At 60.6% G+C, this 19,320-nt stretch carries 18 protein-coding genes and 1 pseudogene; 7 read left to right on the forward strand and 12 right to left on the reverse strand.

What is annotated here, in order from left to right; translation table 11 throughout:
* Nucleotides 1–163 precede the first annotated feature (163 nt).
* From NKI35_RS23015 to bluB, 5 genes and pseudogenes are all read right to left on the reverse strand, one after another.
* A pseudogene (locus NKI35_RS23015) lies at nucleotides 164–1,046 on the reverse strand (IS1380 family transposase); the annotation flags it as partial.
* 684 nt (nucleotides 1,047–1,730) lie between these two features.
* On the reverse strand, nucleotides 1,731–1,985 hold the full coding sequence (locus NKI35_RS23020; protein ID WP_031197535.1) for a helix-turn-helix domain-containing protein: 255 nt from the start codon (nucleotides 1,983–1,985) through the stop codon (nucleotides 1,731–1,733).
* 452 nt (nucleotides 1,986–2,437) lie between these two features.
* A complete protein-coding gene (glmS, locus tag NKI35_RS23025) occupies nucleotides 2,438–4,258 on the reverse strand; it encodes a glutamine--fructose-6-phosphate transaminase (isomerizing) (RefSeq protein WP_352741561.1) in 1,821 nt (606 codons plus the stop codon).
* Between the two features lie 386 nt (nucleotides 4,259–4,644).
* The gene (locus tag NKI35_RS23030) at nucleotides 4,645–4,797 is read right to left on the reverse strand and encodes a class I SAM-dependent methyltransferase (RefSeq protein ID WP_023807044.1); all 153 of its coding nucleotides are present in this window, start codon (nucleotides 4,795–4,797) and stop codon (nucleotides 4,645–4,647) included.
* Nucleotides 4,798–5,126: 329 nt separating this feature from the next.
* Nucleotides 5,127–5,762 (reverse strand): 5,6-dimethylbenzimidazole synthase, encoded by a 636-nt coding sequence (gene bluB / locus NKI35_RS23035; RefSeq protein ID WP_023808081.1) that lies wholly within the window; start codon nucleotides 5,760–5,762, stop codon nucleotides 5,127–5,129.
* Nucleotides 5,763–6,793: 1,031 nt separating this feature from the next.
* Here bluB and NKI35_RS23040 point away from each other — a divergent pair.
* From NKI35_RS23040 to NKI35_RS23050, 3 genes are all read left to right on the forward strand, one after another.
* Nucleotides 6,794–7,060 carry a hypothetical protein gene (locus NKI35_RS23040; RefSeq protein ID WP_352741562.1) on the forward strand — a complete coding sequence of 89 codons (267 nt, stop codon included), beginning with the start codon at nucleotides 6,794–6,796 and terminating at the stop codon, nucleotides 7,058–7,060.
* An 823-nt stretch (nucleotides 7,061–7,883) separates the two neighbouring features.
* A complete protein-coding gene (locus NKI35_RS23045) occupies nucleotides 7,884–8,096 on the forward strand; it encodes a hypothetical protein (protein ID WP_155921670.1) in 213 nt (70 codons plus the stop codon).
* Nucleotides 8,097–8,208: 112 nt separating this feature from the next.
* Complete coding sequence (locus NKI35_RS23050) at nucleotides 8,209–8,964, forward strand: Crp/Fnr family transcriptional regulator (RefSeq protein WP_286456141.1); 756 nt, start codon at nucleotides 8,209–8,211, stop codon at nucleotides 8,962–8,964.
* 437 nt (nucleotides 8,965–9,401) lie between these two features.
* On the opposite strand, the gene NKI35_RS23055 is transcribed toward NKI35_RS23050, so the two are convergent.
* The 7 genes from NKI35_RS23055 to panB all read right to left on the reverse strand — a co-directional run bounded on the left by NKI35_RS23055 (nucleotide 9,402) and on the right by panB (nucleotide 14,676).
* Nucleotides 9,402–10,376 (reverse strand): hypothetical protein, encoded by a 975-nt coding sequence (locus NKI35_RS23055; RefSeq protein WP_023708080.1) that lies wholly within the window; start codon nucleotides 10,374–10,376, stop codon nucleotides 9,402–9,404.
* A gap of 169 nt (nucleotides 10,377–10,545) precedes the next feature.
* A complete protein-coding gene (locus NKI35_RS23060; protein WP_023808079.1) occupies nucleotides 10,546–10,956 on the reverse strand; it encodes a DUF2285 domain-containing protein in 411 nt (136 codons plus the stop codon).
* Nucleotides 10,957–11,014: 58 nt separating this feature from the next.
* The gene (locus NKI35_RS23065) at nucleotides 11,015–11,389 is read right to left on the reverse strand and encodes a transcriptional regulator domain-containing protein (protein ID WP_352627105.1); all 375 of its coding nucleotides are present in this window, start codon (nucleotides 11,387–11,389) and stop codon (nucleotides 11,015–11,017) included.
* Nucleotides 11,390–11,411: 22 nt separating this feature from the next.
* The gene (locus NKI35_RS23070; protein ID WP_031206361.1) at nucleotides 11,412–12,044 is read right to left on the reverse strand and encodes an acyl-homoserine-lactone synthase; all 633 of its coding nucleotides are present in this window, start codon (nucleotides 12,042–12,044) and stop codon (nucleotides 11,412–11,414) included.
* Nucleotides 12,045–12,136: 92 nt separating this feature from the next.
* Entirely contained in the window at nucleotides 12,137–12,862 is a 726-nt protein-coding gene (locus NKI35_RS23075; protein WP_286456140.1) for a LuxR family transcriptional regulator, read from the reverse strand.
* Nucleotides 12,863–12,955: 93 nt separating this feature from the next.
* A complete protein-coding gene (gene panC / locus NKI35_RS23080) occupies nucleotides 12,956–13,819 on the reverse strand; it encodes a pantoate--beta-alanine ligase (RefSeq protein WP_023808077.1) in 864 nt (287 codons plus the stop codon).
* Nucleotides 13,816–14,676: a 3-methyl-2-oxobutanoate hydroxymethyltransferase gene (gene panB / locus NKI35_RS23085; protein WP_023707031.1), complete on the reverse strand. Its 861-nt coding sequence runs from the start codon at nucleotides 14,674–14,676 to the stop codon at nucleotides 13,816–13,818. Before panB ends, panC begins: the two co-directional genes overlap by 4 nt.
* 162 nt (nucleotides 14,677–14,838) lie before the next feature.
* On the opposite strand from panB, the gene NKI35_RS23090 reads away from it, so the two are divergent.
* The 4 genes from NKI35_RS23090 (at nucleotide 14,839) to nadC (ending at nucleotide 19,241) form a co-directional block, all read left to right on the forward strand.
* On the forward strand, nucleotides 14,839–15,807 hold the full coding sequence (locus NKI35_RS23090) for an NUDIX hydrolase (RefSeq protein ID WP_023673634.1): 969 nt from the start codon (nucleotides 14,839–14,841) through the stop codon (nucleotides 15,805–15,807).
* 67 nt (nucleotides 15,808–15,874) lie between these two features.
* The gene (gene nadA, locus NKI35_RS23095; protein WP_352741563.1) at nucleotides 15,875–16,849 is read left to right on the forward strand and encodes a quinolinate synthase NadA; all 975 of its coding nucleotides are present in this window, start codon (nucleotides 15,875–15,877) and stop codon (nucleotides 16,847–16,849) included.
* The gene (locus NKI35_RS23100; protein WP_352741564.1) at nucleotides 16,846–18,387 is read left to right on the forward strand and encodes an L-aspartate oxidase; all 1,542 of its coding nucleotides are present in this window, start codon (nucleotides 16,846–16,848) and stop codon (nucleotides 18,385–18,387) included. The genes nadA and NKI35_RS23100 overlap by 4 nt, the downstream gene beginning before the upstream one ends.
* Nucleotides 18,387–19,241: a carboxylating nicotinate-nucleotide diphosphorylase gene (gene nadC, locus NKI35_RS23105; RefSeq protein WP_352447893.1), complete on the forward strand. Its 855-nt coding sequence runs from the start codon at nucleotides 18,387–18,389 to the stop codon at nucleotides 19,239–19,241. Before NKI35_RS23100 ends, nadC begins: the two co-directional genes overlap by 1 nt.
* Nucleotides 19,242–19,320 lie beyond the last annotated feature (79 nt).

Here is a 19,320-nt window from a genome sequence, read left to right on the forward strand (position 1 = left end):
CTGTTGAAGCGGCTTGGACGTACCGCCGCCCCGTAAAAGGTAAGCGAGGCCCTGCGGGCTCGGCTTGAGGGTCTGAAGCTGTACACGACAATGTCTGGAAGCCTCAGGGTCGGCTCTGCGCCCGTTATAGCCGCCTGAGTGCTGCCGGCCCGGCCGCGCCGCGGGCGCCGTCAACGAACTCCTTGAACCTGCGGACCTTGCCTGTCTTGGCCGACGCTTCCAAGCGTGCCGTCGTGCTGGCCTCCAGATCCGCGACATGCTTGCGCAGGGTCGTGGTGGGCGCGAGGCCAAAGATGAAGTCGACGTCGTTGGCGCGGCACCAGTCGATGACCTGCGGGTTGCAATAATGGCTATCGCCGCGGAGCAGGATTCGAATGTTCGGCCAGTTGATCCGGATCGCCCGCACCAGACGGCGCAGGTGGGGGCGGATCTCAGCCCCACTCGGCCGCTTGGCCGGTCGCAGGATCGCGCTGACGAACCGTCCCGCACCATCGAACACGACGATCGGCTGGAAGCCGTACTCGTCATGGTGGGCATTGAACAGGCGAAGCTGTTGGCCTCCGTGCACAGCGTCGAAGGTGTCGTCAATGTCGAGTACGATCCGCTTCGGCACCTGCCGGAACGAGGCGCAATAGAGATCGACCATCGCCCGTCCCATCGACCAACTCCCGCACGCCGGGTAGGTACTCCAGCCGGCACAGCGTCGATTTCGACGCCAGATCCCGACCCGACGGCAGCGCATCCTGGGCCATCTTGAAGACCGGATCGCGGTGCAGCCGGTTGGCGTCGTTGCCGTCCTCGTAGCCCGCGGCGATCATCTTCATGCGAAAGCCGATCATGTCCGCCAGGCTGTGGACGACCTGGTCCGGGCAGCGCGGATCGTCGATGCAACGCGCCAGACGCTCGGCCACCCGCAACCGCTTTTCCACCTCGGCCAAGGCCAGAACGCCGCTGTTGGACGACAGCATGCCGCCGTCGAAACGGGCGACGACGGACTTGCCGCCGACTGATGACAAACCGCTCAGCGGCAGCGCAAGATCGTTCATGGTGGGTGTGGTCTCCGGGAAATTTCGGATCGGCTTAAGCAACCAAATCCTACGTCATTTCAAGGCTTGCGCCACATCCACCAACCCCCATGAATTTTTCAGGCTAGCAGAGAGGGTGCTTGCGGTGCACTCACCGAACGAGATCGCAAATGGACGCGCGTAACCACCAGAACTGGCGACACCCATGGTGGTCCGCTGGACCCGCAGGAGGAACCACAAGGTGTGAGCGGGCAGAGCGCAAGCGAGTGCCTACTTCGATCTTTCTAGAAGCGCGCCGGCAGCCTGGGCGGGGGGCTTGGGGGTCAGACTGCCGGCGCACGCCACTCACGAAGAGCGGCCCCTTTTCGTGGTTCGAACGCCCATAGTCAACCCGGAAACGTCAGGATGCCCGCCATGTTAATTTCAGAGCGGCGCGACTCGCCATGTTGGACGATTCAGCCCGTAGGCCGAGTTGATGCTCAAGCCAGCATCGCCTTGCCGAACTAGGAAGAGTTCGCCGTTACAATCCTTCGTCGCGAGCCGATGCCGTCGTGCACGTTTCGTAGCACTCCGGGCGGCTATATCGCTTTGTTGTTCGGCGAGCTGCGCCAGAAGGCATTCGCATCCAATCGAATCAAGGGTCGACATCAGCCGCAAGCTTCACATCACAACAGCTAGTCCACCCATTGCAGATCATCCGACTGATCAGGCGGCGTCCGAAATGTCCAACTCCGACTCAAGAATTCCCACAGGTATGGAAAGCGATTTCGCTATCCGATCCCGATAGCCCTTGCTGTACCTCAGACCTCGCTCGATGTTTTGGATTTCCTCAGCGGCCAGCCCGCACGCGACCGCCAGGTCGTCGATCGAATATCCAAGGTGCTCGCGATAAGCGCGGACGATGTGGGTTCCCTGGGACATAGCCGTCAAGACTGGTTCGGGAATGCGCGAATCCTTCATAAACATCTCCAAGAACTGGGAGCTCCCTCGGAGATTCCTCCCCGCGGCGCACACCTAGCAAATAAAAAAAATGGTCGTCCATTCGGCCGAACCGGCCTCATGCATGGGATGGGCCGCTGAACTGGCCGGGCCGGAATATGGCGGCTCACCTGCTTCTGATCAAGTATCAAGGCTACCCGTGCTGAGAGCCTGGTCGGCGTAGCGCATGCGACCTGCGATCCTTCGTGGACCATTCTCGCCGATGGCTTTCTTGAACAGCAACTCGAACTTTCGGCACGGACACTGCCATCTTCGGCAATCTCCACCGGCGAGGCAGCGAAAGACCCGCTCGTAACCGCTACCGAGTTTCGCAATTGCAGCAAACAATGGTCATCTGGTTTGATCCGGGCTTCGGATCCAGACAAGGGGTACCGCTTTCCTGGAGGCGCATCGCCACCTGTACAGGTTCACAATCATTCGACCGTGACCGATTTTGCGAGATTGCGCGGCTGGTCTACATCCGTCCCCATGAAGAGCGCCGTGTGGTAGGCTAGAAGCTGTATCGGGAGCGAGAAGATCATTGGCGCGATAATCTCGTCGACAACCGGCAGTACGAGCGTGTGCATGGTTTCGAGTTTCGATACGGCTGCCCCTTTTTCATCGGTGATGAGGATAATCCGCCCTCCACGGGCAGCCACTTCCTGCATGTTGGAAACGGTCTTGTCGAAAAGACGGTCATGGGGCGCGATGACGATCACTGGCATGTTCTCGTCTATCAATGCGATCGGCCCGTGCTTCAATTCACCCGCTGCATAGCCCTCGGCATGGATGTAGGAAATCTCCTTGAGCTTCAGCGCACCTTCCATCGCTAGCGGGAAACTGGTGCCACGGCCGAGATACAGGACGTCACGACACTTTGACAGTTCGCGCGACAAGAACTCGATTTCCGGCTGGATGCTCTCGAGTACGTGGGCCATCACGCGCGGCAATTCGGCGAGGCTCCTGACGAGCCCCTGCAGCTCGTCTTCGGGGACGGTCCCGCGGGCTCTGGCCGCGCCGATGGCGAGTGCTGCTAGAACGGCAAGCTGGCAGGTAAAAGCCTTGGTAGAGGCGACGCCGATCTCCGGTCCGGCAAGGATCGGGAAAACCGTATCGGCCTCCCGAGCGATGGTCGATTCGCAGGCATTGACGATAGCGCCAATTTTCAGCCCACGCTCCTTGCAGTACCTCAATGACGCAAGCGTATCGGCGGTTTCGCCGGACTGCGAGATGAAAAGAGCCGCCGACTGCGGCGGCAACGGGATCTCGCGGTAACGGAATTCGGACGCAACGTCGATTTCAACCGTCAGGCGCGCATAGCGCTCGAACCAGTATTTTCCGATCAGTCCGGCGAAATAGGCGGTCCCGCAGGCAGAGATCGCCAAGCTCGGGACCTTGGCGAAATCAATGCCAGGAACCATGTCGCGACTGTCTATGATGTTAATGTAATGACGGAGAGCATGGGCGATGACCTCGGGCTGCTCGTAAATCTCCTTCTCCATGAAGTGGCGATGGTTGCCCTTGTTGGCCAGATCGGCCGCGGCCGTGGAGATATGGCGCGGACGCTCGACGGGACGGCCGTCGATATCGAAGATATGGGCGCCCGAATTGCCGACGAGGGCCCAGTCGCCGTCGATGAGATAGGTAATTTCATTGGTGAAAGGAGCAAGGGCGATCGCGTCGGAGCCCAGGAACATCTCGCCGTCGCCGTGACCGATCGCGAGCGGTGGTCCGTTGCGCGCCGCCGTGATGGTCGTCGGTTCATCTTCGAAGAGGATGGCAAGCGCATAGGCGCCCTTGACGCGTTTCAGCATGGCACGCGTGGCCTCTTGCGGCCTCATGCCCTCTCGGCGGTATCTTGCCAAGAGATGCCCAACGACCTCTGTGTCGGTGTCGGTCTGGAACTCGGCGCCATCCGCCGCCAATTCGTCCTTCAGCTCGGTGAAATTCTCGATGATGCCGTTATGGACTACGGCGACACCGTCGCTAAAGTGCGGGTGCGCATTGCGTTCGGTCGAGGCCCCGTGGGTTGCCCAACGCGTGTGGCCGATGCCGACGTTGCCGCTCAGCGGCTCTTCCTTCAGTCGCGTCTCGAGATTGACGAGCTTGCCCTCGGCGCGCCGGCGGTGCAAGGCACCCTCGATGATCGTCGCAACGCCGGCGGAATCATAGCCGCGATATTCCAAACCCTTCAACGCGCCGATCAACCGATCCGACACCGGCTGTTGCCCAACGATGCCAACAATCCCGCACATGTTCGTCTCCGCATCTTTGCGGGCAGCACCAGCCCACGCGAGACGGATACCCGTCCGGCCGCTTTAAGTGGCGGCCTTGTAGTAGTAATCCATAATATTGGTAAAATTGATTGTTGTGATAACTACCATCCACCCGATGGATAGGTCGGCCGCTGTGGGGCCACGACCCAAACTTCTATTCGCGCCTGACGCTCTTATGAGGATCGCAAACTCACACCCGCGGCAGGATCACGGCCTCAGAAAGGCCGGGAGGCCTTGGACAGTGGACGGACGACGGGCCTGCGGGTAGGAGCATTGTGCCGCCGACTTGGGCATCGGCGATGGTCTGTCTTGGCGACAGCCTGAGTTCGCTTCAGGACCGTCGTCGTCTCGCGCGGCTGCCGGTGTCAGTTGACGATAACAAAATGTCCGCCGGGGGCGAGCGCCTCGCGCACGGCACGTGCCAGCCGCGGTCGGTCCGGGACGCCGTCGAAGGCGTTGGCCGTGAAGACGAAGTCGACGGGGCGTGACACCACCAGAGTAGCGAGTTCATAGCGCATAGCCGGCGACGAATTCGCAATTGGTCGCGCCGGCGCCGGTCAGCCGGCGCTGCGCGGCCTCCAGCTGGTCGGCGTAGTGCGACGACATGGCGGGCGATTGTGGCGATCGGCACAGCCGCCCCGCAACAGAGGTCGACCACCTCCAAGCCCGGCTTCAGCCCGGTTGTCGCAAGCGCCATCTTCGCTGCGGTCGCGCTTGTCATGCTGCTCTTTCCTAGCCTTTGCAAGAACACGAACCTCGGCTTCGGTCGGAATGGCAACGTGGCGAAGGGCGACCCGATCTGCGTCAAGCTCATCGCCACGGAAGAGGCGAATGATAGGCAGCCCCACTACCGCCTGATCACCACCGGCGGCCGCCGATGTTCCCAGCATTCGCGTTCCAAGGTCGGCATGTCGTGCTCCTCGCTGGCATAGCCGAGGCAGAAATAGCCGATCAGCGTCCATTCGGGCGGCGTGTCGAGAATTTGGGCCATCTCGGTCGCATCGAGGATCGACACCCAGCCCATGCCGATGCCCTCCGCCCGCGCCGCCACCCACAGTGTGTGCACTGCCATGACGGCCGAATAGTCGATGGTCGCCGCCATGGTCATGCGACCGAGCCCATGGCCTTGTCGGGTCGTGTGGTCGGCGAAGACCGCGAATTGACAGGGCGCCTCGTCGAGCCCGGCAAGCTTCAGCCGGGCATAGAGTGCGGCGCGCTCTCCCGAAAAGCGCGTGAGCGCCTCGGCATTGCAGCGCTCGAAGCAGTCTCTCACGGCAGTGCGCCGCTTGAGGCTCTCGACCACTACGAAGCGCCAGGGCTGGCTGAGGCCAACGGAGGGCGCAATGCTGGCGAGCTCGAGCAGGCGTTCCAGCGTACCCTCTGGCAGAGCCGTTGGCTCGAAGCGCCGCACATCCCTGCGCCAGCGCAGCAGCGTGATCAGCCCGGAGCGAAAATCGTCGGTGAAATCTGGAGGTGACGGCATGGCGGTCTCGTTAGGTATGGATTGGGCACTAGGGAGTACAGTGTGGACAGCCTCTGCCTATTGCCAAGCTGGCTTGTTGCGTCCGACAATCGCGTCATGCGACCCCAACCGCAAACGATAGAAAAATCTTTCCTGGTGGGCGGCGCTATTACGATGCAATCGACCAAGCCAGTTCGATCAGCTCGCAGGGCGGTGAATCGTGTACCAGGCCGTTGCTAAATGCGCCATTGACACTCAGGCGCACCCGTATCGCTCACCAAGCCTCGGAACGAGGAGAACGTCGGCCTGGAACGCGGAGACGGCGACAGGCGTCTCAGCTTGCATATACTCGTTCCTACAGCACCGCCTGCAACTCAGTTTGCTTCCGACCACGACCGGCCTCGACGTCCCCGAAGATTCCCAGGTCATTCGGCAGATACCATCGTCTGACGTCATAGCGCCGCAGCGGACAGCACCAGCTGCCCAATTTCATTTGGGGCATCGCTGAGCTTCCAGTCGCCACCGCAATTTCGTCTTCCAGCAGCGTCAGGCATGACCCAAATTGGAGCTCATCCCTCTCACGGTCAATTCGCGCTTGAATTACATGTTCTACTTTCGTTCACTGTTCGGACGACACATTAGAAAGAGCTGGAATGGAGTCTATCATCAGCCCTACGACAGCCGCCAAAGGCGGCCGCTGTTCAAGCCCGCCGAAAAGTTTGGATGCCGTTCACAAGGGGAAAGCATTGGTGGGACCATGCCGGAACCATCTACCTCTTTGTTCTTCTCGGAGAAACATCGCCCGGGCCAGTGGTTCTCGGAGAGTAAAAATAACTGACGCGCATCAGGGCTCGCGCATGTGGAACGCGATGAGCATCCCCAGTTACTGGCACATTCTACAATCAGCTACCAACTGACAAACGTATGGCAGGAGACGGATGAGACGTGGACGGTGTTCGACCGTCGTACCGCAGAGTCGCCATAAGTCGCATTTACGAGGTCCTAATATTTGATGCAAATGGCTGGGAACGTTGCTCACCCTCAACTCGGAGATGACCGTTACCATCAACAGCGGATGGGCTGGTGCCGTCATGAAGTTGGAGGGCGACTTGCCTCCTCTAGCCGTTTTCGCAACCTATTCCGTCGCCGTCTCGGTCAAGATCATAGATATCGGTGCCTACGACAGAGACCGGCCCGTGTACGTATGCGGGACCATTGCCCTTTCCGGAGGAACAGTCGACATCGCTGGCGATTGGAACACAGGCGCCTGTGTAGTTAGGGTCGCAGGATTCTTGGCCATGAGCGCTGCTGATGAATAACGCCAGAACCAGAGCGACCGCGCCTAGACGACCAAACCCCATCAAATACCCGCCAGCTAACACCCAAGAAATCTTAGCGGGCATTTTAGCTCCATGCAATATTAGCGCTGGCTTGGGCGCCTATATATCACCACCAAGCTCCAAAGAGATGAGTTATTGCCCGACTGCAATGATCAAGATCGCGTTGAGGGTCGCGCGCTGGCGGGCTACTTGATTTCGGTTTGGCAGATGCGTGGCCAAAGACCGACGCGTGCTGCCAGGGATATGCATCTGCGGCGGGGTTTGACTTTTGGTATTGCTAGGCAGGAAGGTCGCTTGCTGTACAGAGGAGCTTATTGCCGAGGTTGAGAATCCTAGTACCGATCGATGGTGGTGCATCCCACAGCAGTCTGATTTGCGACAGCCGTCGTCGAGCCGGAGTGCGCATCGCCCTCTTCGGTGAGGCCTCCGTAAGCGTCTGCGACGACCGACAGAGTCGACAAGCACGCGCTTCGTTCAGCGCCCCGAGGTGATCATGGCTGAAAAGCGGTCCTACAAGGGCGGGCGATGTTAGCCTTCAAGGCCGACAAGAGGCAAACGCTATGGGATCGTGTGCAGGGCGAGGTCGGCGTCCCGGTCCCGAAGGAGCATAAGAAGGACAAGGCGGAATGGCTGAAGCCGGGACTGGTCGGCCGGGTCACGAGGAGAAGGGCGACGAGAAGCTGCGCCTCGCAAGGCTACTGGAGGCTAACCAAAGAGCGCGGCCAGTCTTGGGTATATTGTACGATTGTTACCCAAGCGGCGGCCGCATGGACTCTCATCATCGTGGAACTACATTGCCACAATGGCACAGCTCTTTGAATCCGCCCCAATGAGCGCTTCATTTCAGATGATCGTCGACCACTACGAGACAGCGGTTTCACTCCAGGAGCGCATTGTAACTCGCGCTCGACAAGTCGGCTTGGCGACCAAAAGCGATGACGAATTTCTGGAGCATTTGAATGCGGCGTTAGAGCGGGTGCGCCAAACCCTGGCTGGCGCCGATCAACGCAGTTAAAATGGGACATCCGCGGTCCGCAGGCGTACAGTGTGCCATCGACGGCAACTCTAAGGGCGTCCGTCGGCTGTGAGCGATCAACATGCTTCCGCCCCAATAGGGAGAGGGAGCTATGACAGATTCCAGTTCACAAACTCACACTGCCGCGCAATGCGACACAGGCCAAAATTCCATCTATCGCAATTCGCTGCTGCTTCGAATGTGCTCGGCAGATTTGGCCTTGCTGCAACCTCATTTGGAAAGCGTCTCCCTTGGACTGAAGACGCATCTCGAAGTGGCGGGGTCTCCAATCAGAACCGTGTACTTCTTCGAGAGCGGTCTCGGGTCAGTGGTGGGCGAACTGCGGCCTGGTATTGAAGCTGAGATCGGAATCATAGGTTGTGAGGGTATGACCGGCTCAGCGCTTATCATGGGCGATGACCGGTCAACGCACGATTGTTACGTCCAATTAGAAGCCCGAGCCTTTGTTATCGACGCGGGCCTCTTCACCAAGGCGCTTTTGACAAGCCCAACCCTGCGAAGTTTTCTGCTCCGCTACGTTCACTACTTTCACCTCCAGGCAAGCTTCACCGCGCTCAGCAATGCCCGGATGAACATCGTCGATAGGCTCTCAAGATGGCTGGTGATGTGTGATGATCGCGTCGAGGGGAACAGCTTTGCGATTACGCACGAGTTCTTATCAGTTATGCTCGGTGTCAGGCGGCCCGGCGTCACCATAGCGCTGCAAACCTTGGAGGGCCAAGGTCTGATACGCTCAAGGCGAGGAGAGGTAGTCATTCTTGATCGCGCGCGTCTAATTGCGCTGGCAGATGGGTCATATGGCAGGGCTGAAGCCGAATACGCTCGGCTAGTCGGCAAACTGCATTGACCGCAGGCGCCGCGGCGTCCGTAGCGCCGCGACGGTGATCGCCAACGAATGTGCTCGAACAGGAGATGGTCGATTTCCTGCATTGGAGTCATGTCCGGGTAAGCCGCCTAGACAGAGACTTCACCGCCGACGTTGCCGAGCATCGGGATCCAAGACGAAGCTGTCATGCCGGCACCGCTGCATGCGCCACGCGAGGAACAAACCGCCCCTCGCAGTCGTTCAGGATTGCGAAGCACGATACGGCTGTGCACCACCTTCCGGTGACTCCAAAGGAGACCCGAGATGACTCGGTCCGTAGAGGAGGTTTTCGAAGAGCATCTGAGGCTTCGCGCGGCAGGCGATCTCGAGGAAGCTGGAGCAATGGCGAGACTCATTGCGCCAGCCGCATAGCCTTATCTTGCCTCACAACGGGAAGGCTGTTTCGGGACTTTTCGAAATCAGCGGATCACAGGCTCGCCATGGAAGCGGCGGCGCGATGGAGGAGAAACGCCGAAGCCAACTTCCATCATCAGCCGTGGCCTGTGCGACGGCACGGTGCCCATATGGAACCCGAACGGATCCTCGACGAAACCGAAACCGGCCTTGCCGGTCAGCGTGACCGGACTCTGCTTGCCGTAGACGTCCAGAATCTCTTGCGCTGGATGGCCGACGACAAGCGTAAATTGGTGCTTGAGGGCGCGGCGATCATGGCTGCCGCGAACATAGATATGCGGGCCGGTCCCCTCGTCGACGGGCACTAGATAGAAAAAGAACTTCAGCATCCGCCAGTCGTCCAGGTCGAAATGGTATTTGCCGAGCGAAGCCAGGTTCTTGTCGGCGTCCGACGCCTGGCCGGTCGGGAAGCTCCACCAGACACGCGTCGTGATCAGCGTCGCCTGGCCGCCGAGATAGTGCGCGGCGATATCCATGAGCAGCGGATCGTTTTGGATGGCAACGGCCGACTTACAGCCCAGAATGCGCTCGAAATAATGGCCGCTGAGCAACGGACGGCCAAATCGCGCCTCAGCCTCCGCATGCTCCGCCGGCATGAATTCGAGTCGGCGATCGAAATTGCCGAAACAAGGTGTGCACCTTGCGAATGCGGCTACATCTTCAGCCACCATTGCAGGCAGGACAAGGCCGGGAAAAAGCCCATCCATCCGCAGCGCGTCGACAACGTCGTGGCAATTGACACCGGCAAACATCGTGTCCTGGGCTCTTTGCGGCCTTCGGACCGGCTTTGCACCACGCCAGTGCATTCTCCGTGCCGGCATGGTGCGCGCCAACATGAACATGGGCAGCCACGCCGGATTTTCGCGAATATCCGACAGGTAGGTCGGAATGCGTACGGCTATGCGACGCAGCATGCTGCCGTTTCGCGCGATTGTCTCAAGGCTTGCAGCGCCGGCTTTGTCGGAGTTCATAACGGTCATCGGGGTCCTCAGGTCATGAATGCACTTATCGACGAAGCTGGGTCCCGGTGTTTCGCCGAAACCCGATTCGCCGCGGAAGAACTAGGCGCTTGCCACGTTTTGTGCAACGCACCATTGCAGTGAGAAATGGAGGTTGCGCGTTCGGATAAGACAATCGCAACCACCCCAATTACCTCAGGAACTGTCTGTAGCCGCCGCCCATCAGGAAGCGGCCACGTTGGATGGCGCGGCGTACCTGATCGCGAAGATGGCCGCCTGGATGACGCCAATCTTCTTCGACACGGCGTCTCCCGAACAAGGCAATGGCGACCTCCTGATGAGATGCTCCCGCGAGCGAGCCATCCAAAGCCTGCAGTACAATACGCAGACGCGCTCCGCGGTGTTCCGGCGGAAAGCAAGCAGCTGACACGCGGCGGCAATCATTGATGTCGTTCAGGAACTGAAGGGCAGCGACATGGAACTTGAGGTGCTGCGGCTGAAGGATTGCGTCGACATATAGCCGCAACGGGCGGAGGACGGACGCACCGGAAACGGCGATCTGCAGACTCCGGCAGTTCTCCCTCAGCAGCACGTGCTGCATGCCCGCAGCTGTCAGCAGGATGTCCTTGCAGCATGAGAGCGATGAAAGGTGAAGCGGTTCAAAATCGTGGTCGAGCCCCAGCGGCTCCGCGGCCGCTCGTAGAATACAGGCGCAATCGCGCGGATCCCAAAAGACCCTCGCCGATGTAGCGTCCGACTGTGGCGCGTCCGCGAAAAAGGAGGCTCCATTGTCTTAGGAAAGCCGATTCTGTCGTCAACTCGATTATCTTCATGTCGGCCTGGGCTCCGACAAAGCAGGCGGAGGGTGCCATTTTGGCGTGGTCGCGCTGGAATTGTGGATTGCGCCGAAGAAACTCCCAGGCCCAGCCAGTCCGTGGCAATCGTCTGGCGTAGTGGTAAGCGTCCTGGCAACGCCAGTCCGGCCAGCATACAACGCCGACCGTCGCTTCCTTGGGCAAACCAGCATCCTTCATGGCACAGGTGTCCACAATGGCGCTATGCTGACGGGCCTAGAACCGGTTGCCACAGTACCGGTCCGCTCAGACGTCCCCTGCTGCGGATTCGCAAAAGGCTCGCGTGGGAAATCTCGAGAAACCCAGCCACCGCCTCCGTTTTGCCGACGCACTTGGGTTCTCCGATGCGCGACAATGGCCACGTAGCAAGGCGGAGGATCCGCTCCATGCGCGTGTCCGTCACCGTTACGATCCGGGTCAGATCCTTGGCCAAGCCGAACTCGATCATGCCCGCGAAGAGCTCGTAGGTCGCCTGGGCCAGCCCGCCCGCTGCCTTGGGCGCCGACGGAGGAAGATCGAGCGCGAAACGACTGCTCTCCCATATGTCGGTGGTCGAGGGCACGACGTCAGCACCCAGCAGCACCGGGAAGGTGTCGCGCAACATTGTGGGTCCGGTGCTGGGCAGAAGACGCACGCAACCGCGAATTCGCCAGTCGGATCCTTTGAGGAGCAGATAGACAGGCTTGAGAGCATCAAACGGATCGGATTCCATCTGGTCTTCGGTATCAACTTCCCAATCGAGCCTTTCCTTGAAGACCCGAAACCTGAGCCCATGCATCTCTTTGAGTTCGCCTGCAAACTCGTTGTAAAAGTCTGGTGCTATCAGTTGCATCATGGTCGCCTCCATGTGGGATGTGTTCCCGCCATCGAAGGGCAAAGCTGACATCGATGCAGCCTGTAGAGGTTTACAGGTATCGTGGCTGAGAATCAGGATCTCGTCAGGCCGGAGGCAGCCATTCGTGCAACGGCTTGGTTGATCGTTCGAACGCCAAACTTTGCCTTGGCGTTTTCCAGATGAAAGGTCACGGTGCGCTTTGAGACGCCGAGAAGCTGGCTAGTATCCCAAGCCGACTTGCCGCGCGCCGCCCATTTCAGGCACTCGAACTCCCGCGGGGTGAGCGTTACACCATCCACCACGCGATGATCGGCGAGCCTGCGCCGGACATGGATATGAAAGTTGATGGCCACCAGCTGCAATGCTTTTTCGTAACGTGCCAGTGACCGCAACAGAGGCGGACGGGACTCGTCGGAAGCAAAGGTCAGGGCAGCAAACCGGCCGAGATGATCATGCATGGACATCGTCAGGCCGCCGCAGATGCCAAACTCAGCCGCACTCTCTAGAATTTGTTGCTGCGAATTCGGCAGACAGTGCCGAGCGCGATCCACACCCCAATCGAATGTATCCCAGCCTTGCAGCCCGCGCAGGATGACCGGATCGAGACTGTGGTACCGCTGTTGCAGATAACGTGACGTCCAGGATGAAGGATAGTTTGAAATCAATTGGGGGGCGTCGCCGGAGGCTGACGGGTAGGTGAAATAGGCGAATAGCGGGAAGTCGAAGCCGGCTGCAGCGGAGGCCATTGCCTCACAGAGATCGGCAGCATCAACACTTGCAGACAGTTGCTCGACGAAGTTCTCAAACACGCGATGCATGTGTCCTGTGCGTAACCTCCGTAACGCTCAATGCCAGGCAGAGACCTTGTTTTAGATGATCCCGGACGAATACGGCGCGTGCCGAGAACGTGGCTAATCTGTTGAACCAATCCGAAATAGTCTGACGTTGTCTATGAGCCGTGTGCCGCCGAGCCAGGCGGCGGCAAGCAACCGTGCCGGTCGATCGAGGCTTGTTATCGGCTGCAGATCTGCCTCATCGCGGAGTTCCAGGTATTCGACCTCGCGATAGCCTGCAGTCAGAATTGCTGCGCGAGATTCTGCAAGCGTTGGCATGATGGGTGAGCCGCGCTCAAGCCGCTCAGCCGTCTTGAGCAGGACCGATGATAGCTTGGGAGCAACAGCGCGTTCCGCTGGCGAGAGCCGCACATTGCGCGATGATAGCGCAAGACCGTCGGCTTCACGGACTGTCGGACAGGCAACAATGGTGATTGGAATATCGAGATCCCGGGCCATGCGCCTGACCAGGTGAATTTGCTGAAAGTCCTTTTCGCCAAAGAAGCCGAAGTCAGCGCTGGTCTGCAGGAAGAGCTTGGCGACGACGGTCGCCACGCCGTCGAAATGCCCCGGCCGGAATGTACCGCACAGGCCTTCGCTGACACCGCAAACCGAAACGGTGGTGGCGAAGCCCGCCGGATACATCTCCTCTGCATCTGGCGCATAAAGCAGGTGCGCGCCAACCGGTGCCAGTTTGGCGGCATCCTCGTTCTCGGTGCGGGGATACGCGGCAAGATCGGCCTGGCTGTTGAATTGCTTCGGGTTGACGAAGAGCGTCACTATCACACGGTCTGCCTTCTCGAGTGCAGCGCGCACCAGGCTGAGATGGCCCTCATGCAGGACGCCCATCGTTGGCACCAGGGCTATCCTCACACCTTCGCAGCGCCATGCGGCGACGCTTTCGCGAAGCTGGTCAACGCTCCTGACGATCGGCACGCTCACGCTGCTTCTCCGCTCTTGGTGGCGTCCGTGTCGGCGGGCTTGGGCGCATCGGCAAACACGTGCTCTGCGGCGGGAAACTGGCGCTCCTTCACCTCGCGCGCATAGGAAGCGATCGCAGCCGCAGCCGCCTCCCGGAGTTCAGCATAACGCTTGACGAACTTGGGCCGGAAGTCGCCGAAGAGGCCCAGCATGTCGTCGACGACGAGAATCTGGCCGTCACAGGCTGCCGAGGCACCGATGCCAATGGTCGGGGTCGCCACCTCCTTGGTGATCCGGCGGGCGAGCGCCTCAGGAACCTTCTCCAGGACGACCGCAAAGGCGCCCGCTTCGCCCACCGCAATTGCGTCGCGCCTGATGCGCTCGGCATCCCCGCCCCTGCCCTGTACGCGGTAGCCACCGATGGTGTTGATGGCCTGCGGCGTCAATCCGACATGGGCCATGACGGGCACGCCGCGTGCGGCGAGGAAGCCGATCGTCTCTGCCATCGCTTCGCCGCCTTCGAGCTTGACGGCCGTGCAGCCGGTCTCGGCCATGACGCGCGCGGCATTGCGGAAAGCCTGCTCTGGGCTTTCCTCGTAGGAACCGAACGGCAGGTCGACCACCATCAGCGCCTGCTTGATGCCACGGCGCACCGCCTGGCCGTGCGTGATCATCATCTCCAGCGTGACACCGAGCGTCGAGGGCAGGCCGTGGAGAACCATGCCGACGCTGTCGCCGACGAGCACCACATCACAATGGGGATCGACAAGCCGGGCGACTGGGGTGGTGTAGGCGGTAAGGCAGACGAGCGGCGTCCCACCTTTGCGCGAACGAATATCCGGCGGTGTGATCGCCCTGGTGTCACCATAAGCGCTCATGGGACCCTCCTTCCCCTACGTTACCAGCTGCGGCTGTCGCCTTTGGCACATTTTTGTGCAGGTGCGAAGAGCAAAAAAATGGCCATGCAGCTGCGGGGTGTTGACGTGCCAATTGGCACGCTTACATTAAATCGATTAAGGTGCCCCCGAGCTGGCCAAATAATGGACGATCAGGCAATAGGACTCAGGAAAGACAGAGCCGCCGGCAAGGCCGACAACGTCAAAGTGGACTTGATCGCCTTTGTGGTCGCCGTAAACGGCAGTCAACCCTGTGTCCTCACCATCGGCCAGGCGGACACCTTGCCCTCCGGTCCCTTTGCGCTTGAGCACCGATCGCTGCAATCCGGCTTGAGGGGGTGGGTCGAGCAGCAAACCGGCCATCGGCTGGGGTACATTGAGCAACTCTACACGTTCGCGGATCGGGATCGCATCGGCGCCGAGCGCCAGCAGCGCGTCATCTCCATCAGCTATCTCGCATTGACGCGCAAGGAACAGGCAGCGGGCTCGCCCAAGTGCGGATGGCAGAGTTGGTATGAATATTTTCCATGGGAGGACCACCGCTCCGGCACGCCTGCGGTCGTGCTGGACGTTCTGCGGCCGCGCCTGATCGAATGGGCAAACGGCGTTGGCGATTCGGCCACGCGACGTGAACGCTGGCAGCGGGCGACGATAGCCTTTGGCTTCGACGACCGCCTTTGGAACGAGGAACTCACGCTTCAACGCTATGAGTTAGTCTACGAAGCAGGCCTGGTCCAAGAGGCCGTAAGAGGGCGGGACGCAGGACCCCCGCCGCTGGTGCCCAGCAAGTCCATGGTCGCCGATCATCGCCGCATCGTGGCGACCGGCATTGCGCGGCTGCGCTCCAAGATCAAATACCGCCCAGTCGTCTTTGAGCTGATGCCGCCGGTCTTCACGCTTTTGCAGCTGCAGCGAACCGTGGAGGCGCTCGCCGGCAGGCTCATCCACAAGCCGAACTTTCGCCGACTGATCGAACAGCAGGAGCTGGTCGAGGAGACCGGAGAGGCCACCACTGAGACCGGCGGCCGGCCAGCGAAGCTTTTCCGTTTCCGCCACGCCGTTCTCGACGATAGGCTCATCGCCGGGACAAAATTGCCGCTGGCGCGGGGTTGACATCCCTTATACTCACAGCAAGTATATGCTGGTTATTTTCAGTTAGAGTATAAGCGGGAGGGGGTCTATGGGCGCCATGCTGCCTACGGCCGCGTTGCTCTACGAGCGCGTCCGACGAGTGATCCCGCCGATCGAATGGCCGGCTTTCGCCGAGGATATCGAGGCGATCCTTGCGCTGAAGCGCGAGCGCAACGCGATCATTCTGGCGCACAACTATCAGACGCCCGAGATCTTCCACTGCGTGGCCGACATCGTCGGCGACAGCTTGGCACTAGCCCGCACGGCTGCGACGGTCGAGGCGCAAGTCATCGTGCTGGCCGGCGTCCATTTCATGGCCGAAACGGCCAAGCTCCTTAATCCGGGCAAGACCGTGCTCATTCCGGATCTCAGCGCCGGTTGCTCGTTGGCGGACTCAATCACGGCAGAAGACGTGCGCTTGATGCGCCAGCGTTATCCCGGCGTTCCGATCATCACTTATGTAAATACGTCCGCCGAAGTGAAGGCCGAGTCGGATATCTGCTGTACATCCGGCAACGCCAAGGCGGTCGTCGAATCCCTTGGGGTTCCCCGGGTGATCATGTTGCCGGACGAATATCTGGCCCAGAATATCGCCGCCCAGACAGATGTGCAGATCATCGCCTGGAAAGGGCGTTGCGAGGTGCATGAGCGCTTTACACCGGCCGACATCCGCGAGTTGCGCGAAAGCCATCCCGGCGTGGTCGTGCTCGCCCATCCCGAATGCCCGCCCGACGTCGTGGCTGAAGCAGATTTTTCCGGCTCGACGGCTGCCATGTCCGACTATGTCGAAAGGCAAAGGCCGCCACGTGTCGTGCTGATGACGGAATGCTCAATGAGCGACAACGTCGCGTTAGCGCACCCAAAGGTCGAGTTCATCCGGCCCTGCAATTTGTGCCCGCATATGAAGCGGATCACGCTTGCCAACATCCGCACGGCGCTCGAGCAGAACCACCATGACGTAACCGTCGAACCCGGGATCGCCGGGCGCGCGCGGCTAGCGGTCGAACGGATGCTGGCAGTTTGAGCGCCGACCTCCGCAGCTTCTTCGGGCGGCCCATCATCATCGGCGGCGGCATCGCCGGACTGATGACCGCGCTTCAACTGTCGCCGGAGCCGGTGCTTCTTCTGTCAAGGTCGCTGCTGGGAGCTGACAACTCGAGCACCTGGGCCCAGGGGGGCCTGGCTGCAAGTTTCGGCGAAGACGACGATCCGGCAATGCACCTGGCCGATACGGTTGCCGCCGGGGATGGTCTCTGCGACCGAGCCGTGGCGAGCCGCATCCTCCAAGCCGCGCCCAAGGCCATAGAGGGGCTTGCGGGCTTTGGGGTTCGCTTTGACCGCACGCCGGAAGGATCACTGTGCCTCGGATTGGAGGCCGCACACAGCCGACGTCGCATCGTTCATGCGCATGGGGACGGCACCGGGCGTGAGATCATGCGTGCGCTGATCGCGGCTGTGCGTTCCACTCCGTCGATAGTTGTCGTGGAGGGCGTGGAAGCGCGCCGGCTCGCCGTGCGAGAGAATGCGATCCGAGGCGTCTGGGCGAGCTGTTCGATCGCACCTTTCTTCTTCGGCTCACGGCGGGTCGTCCTCGCCACCGGTGGCATCGGGGGACTGTTTCTCGACACCACGAACCCTTGGGGCAGTTGCGGACAAGGCCTTGCGCTTGCGGCCCGCGCTGGAGCTGTCCTAGCCGACCTCGAATTCATCCAGTTCCACCCGACCGCCCTTGACGGCCCAGAACGCCCTATGGCGCTGGTCAGCGAGGCTGTGCGAGGCGAAGGTGCTGCCCTGATCGATGAAACCGGCCAGGCTTTTCTCCAGAGCGTGCCAGGGGCGGAACTTGCGCCTCGCGATGTCTTGGCCCGCGCCGTGTGGAACCATCTTGCGGACGGCCACCATGTTTTTCTCGATGCCCGACAACGGCCAGGCACAGCATTCGCTCGACATTTCCCGACAATCGCATCAGCCTGCCTTGGAGCGGGCATCAATCCCGCGCGCGATCTCATCCCCATTCGTCCGGCCCAACACTACCACATGGGTGGCGTTGCCGTGGACTGCTCGGGCAGGACCTCCGTCAAGGGGCTGTGGGCCTGCGGCGAAGTCGCTTCGACAGGACTGCATGGCGCCAACAGGCTCGCCAGCAATTCCTTGACCGAGGCAATCGTGTGCGCCCGCTGGGTCGCTGAAAGCGTCGCCGGAACGCCTGCGCGCAGAACAAGGCCTGCGTTTGCGAACGTTTACCCACCGCCCGCTCCGATAGCCGTGCGCGTTTTTCTGTCGCGCGCACTCGGCATCGTCCGGGATGGTCAAGGCTTGAAAGCAGCCGCGCGTGCCTTATTGCCGCTCGCCGAAAGCAAGGATGCGGTCTCGGATCCGGCGGCTGTCGGGCTAATGATTGCTGTTGCCGCCTTGTTGCGCGAAGAAAGCCGCGGCGCTCATTACCGGACAGATTTTCCTCATCATGCGACTGCCGCCCGACGGTCCGAAATCACGCTCGAAGCTGCCTTGGCGGCCGCGCGGGAACTCGGACACTCGCCAAGCTCCGAAGGTGCAAAGTGATGATGCTCTCACCGCTCCCCACGGTCCTGCTTGAGCCGCTTGTCCGGGCATCTCTTCTTGAAGACCTTGGCAGAGCCGGCGACTTGACCACGGACGCCATCGTCCCGAAGGAATACCAAGCGGGAACCGTGTTGGTGGCGCGACAGTCCGGAGTTGTCGCCGGCATCGATCTGGCGATGCTCGCTTTCGGCATGATTGATCCTGGTGTCGAAATCTCCGTGGAGCGGACAGACGGCTGCAATGTCGTGGATGGAGAGGTCATTGCATCAGTGGTTGGCCCGGCCCGAGCCATTCTCACAGCGGAAAGGACGGCACTCAATTTTTTGTGCCATCTGAGCGGCATCGCCACAGCAACGGCATCGATCGTCGCTGCGGTTCGTGGATATGGCGCGAAGATCGTCTGCACCCGCAAGACAACGCCCGGATTGCGGGCAGTCGAAAAGTATGCCGTGCGCGCAGGTGGCGGGTCCAATCACCGCTTCGGCCTGGACGATGCAATTTTGATCAAGGACAACCACATCGCCATCGCAGGCGGCGTCCGGCCAGCGCTCGAGCGAGCACGAAGAGCGGCCGGTCATCTCGTCAAGATCGAAGTCGAAGTCGATACTCTGGCCCAGCTGGAGGAGGTACTTGGCTTCGCTCCCGATGCGGTTCTGCTCGACAACATGTCCCTCCCCGATCTTCGCCGCGCCGTCGCAATGGTCGGTGGCCGCGCTATCACCGAGGCTTCTGGCGGGATCACGTCGCATACAGCGCGAGCGGTTGCCGCGACCGGCGTTGATCTGATTTCGGTCGGCCGACTCATCCACAGCGCGCCGATCCTGGATATCGGCCTCGACCATCGGGGCTCATGATTGTCTGAGTAACGAACAGGATTGGGTCAACTGTCCTTTCCGATCATCACAGTCAGATAGCAAAGACCCGCAAGACAGA

This window comes from Mesorhizobium sp. M0676 (assembly GCF_040320535.1).
Taxonomy (GTDB): Bacteria; Pseudomonadota; Alphaproteobacteria; order Rhizobiales; family Rhizobiaceae; genus Mesorhizobium.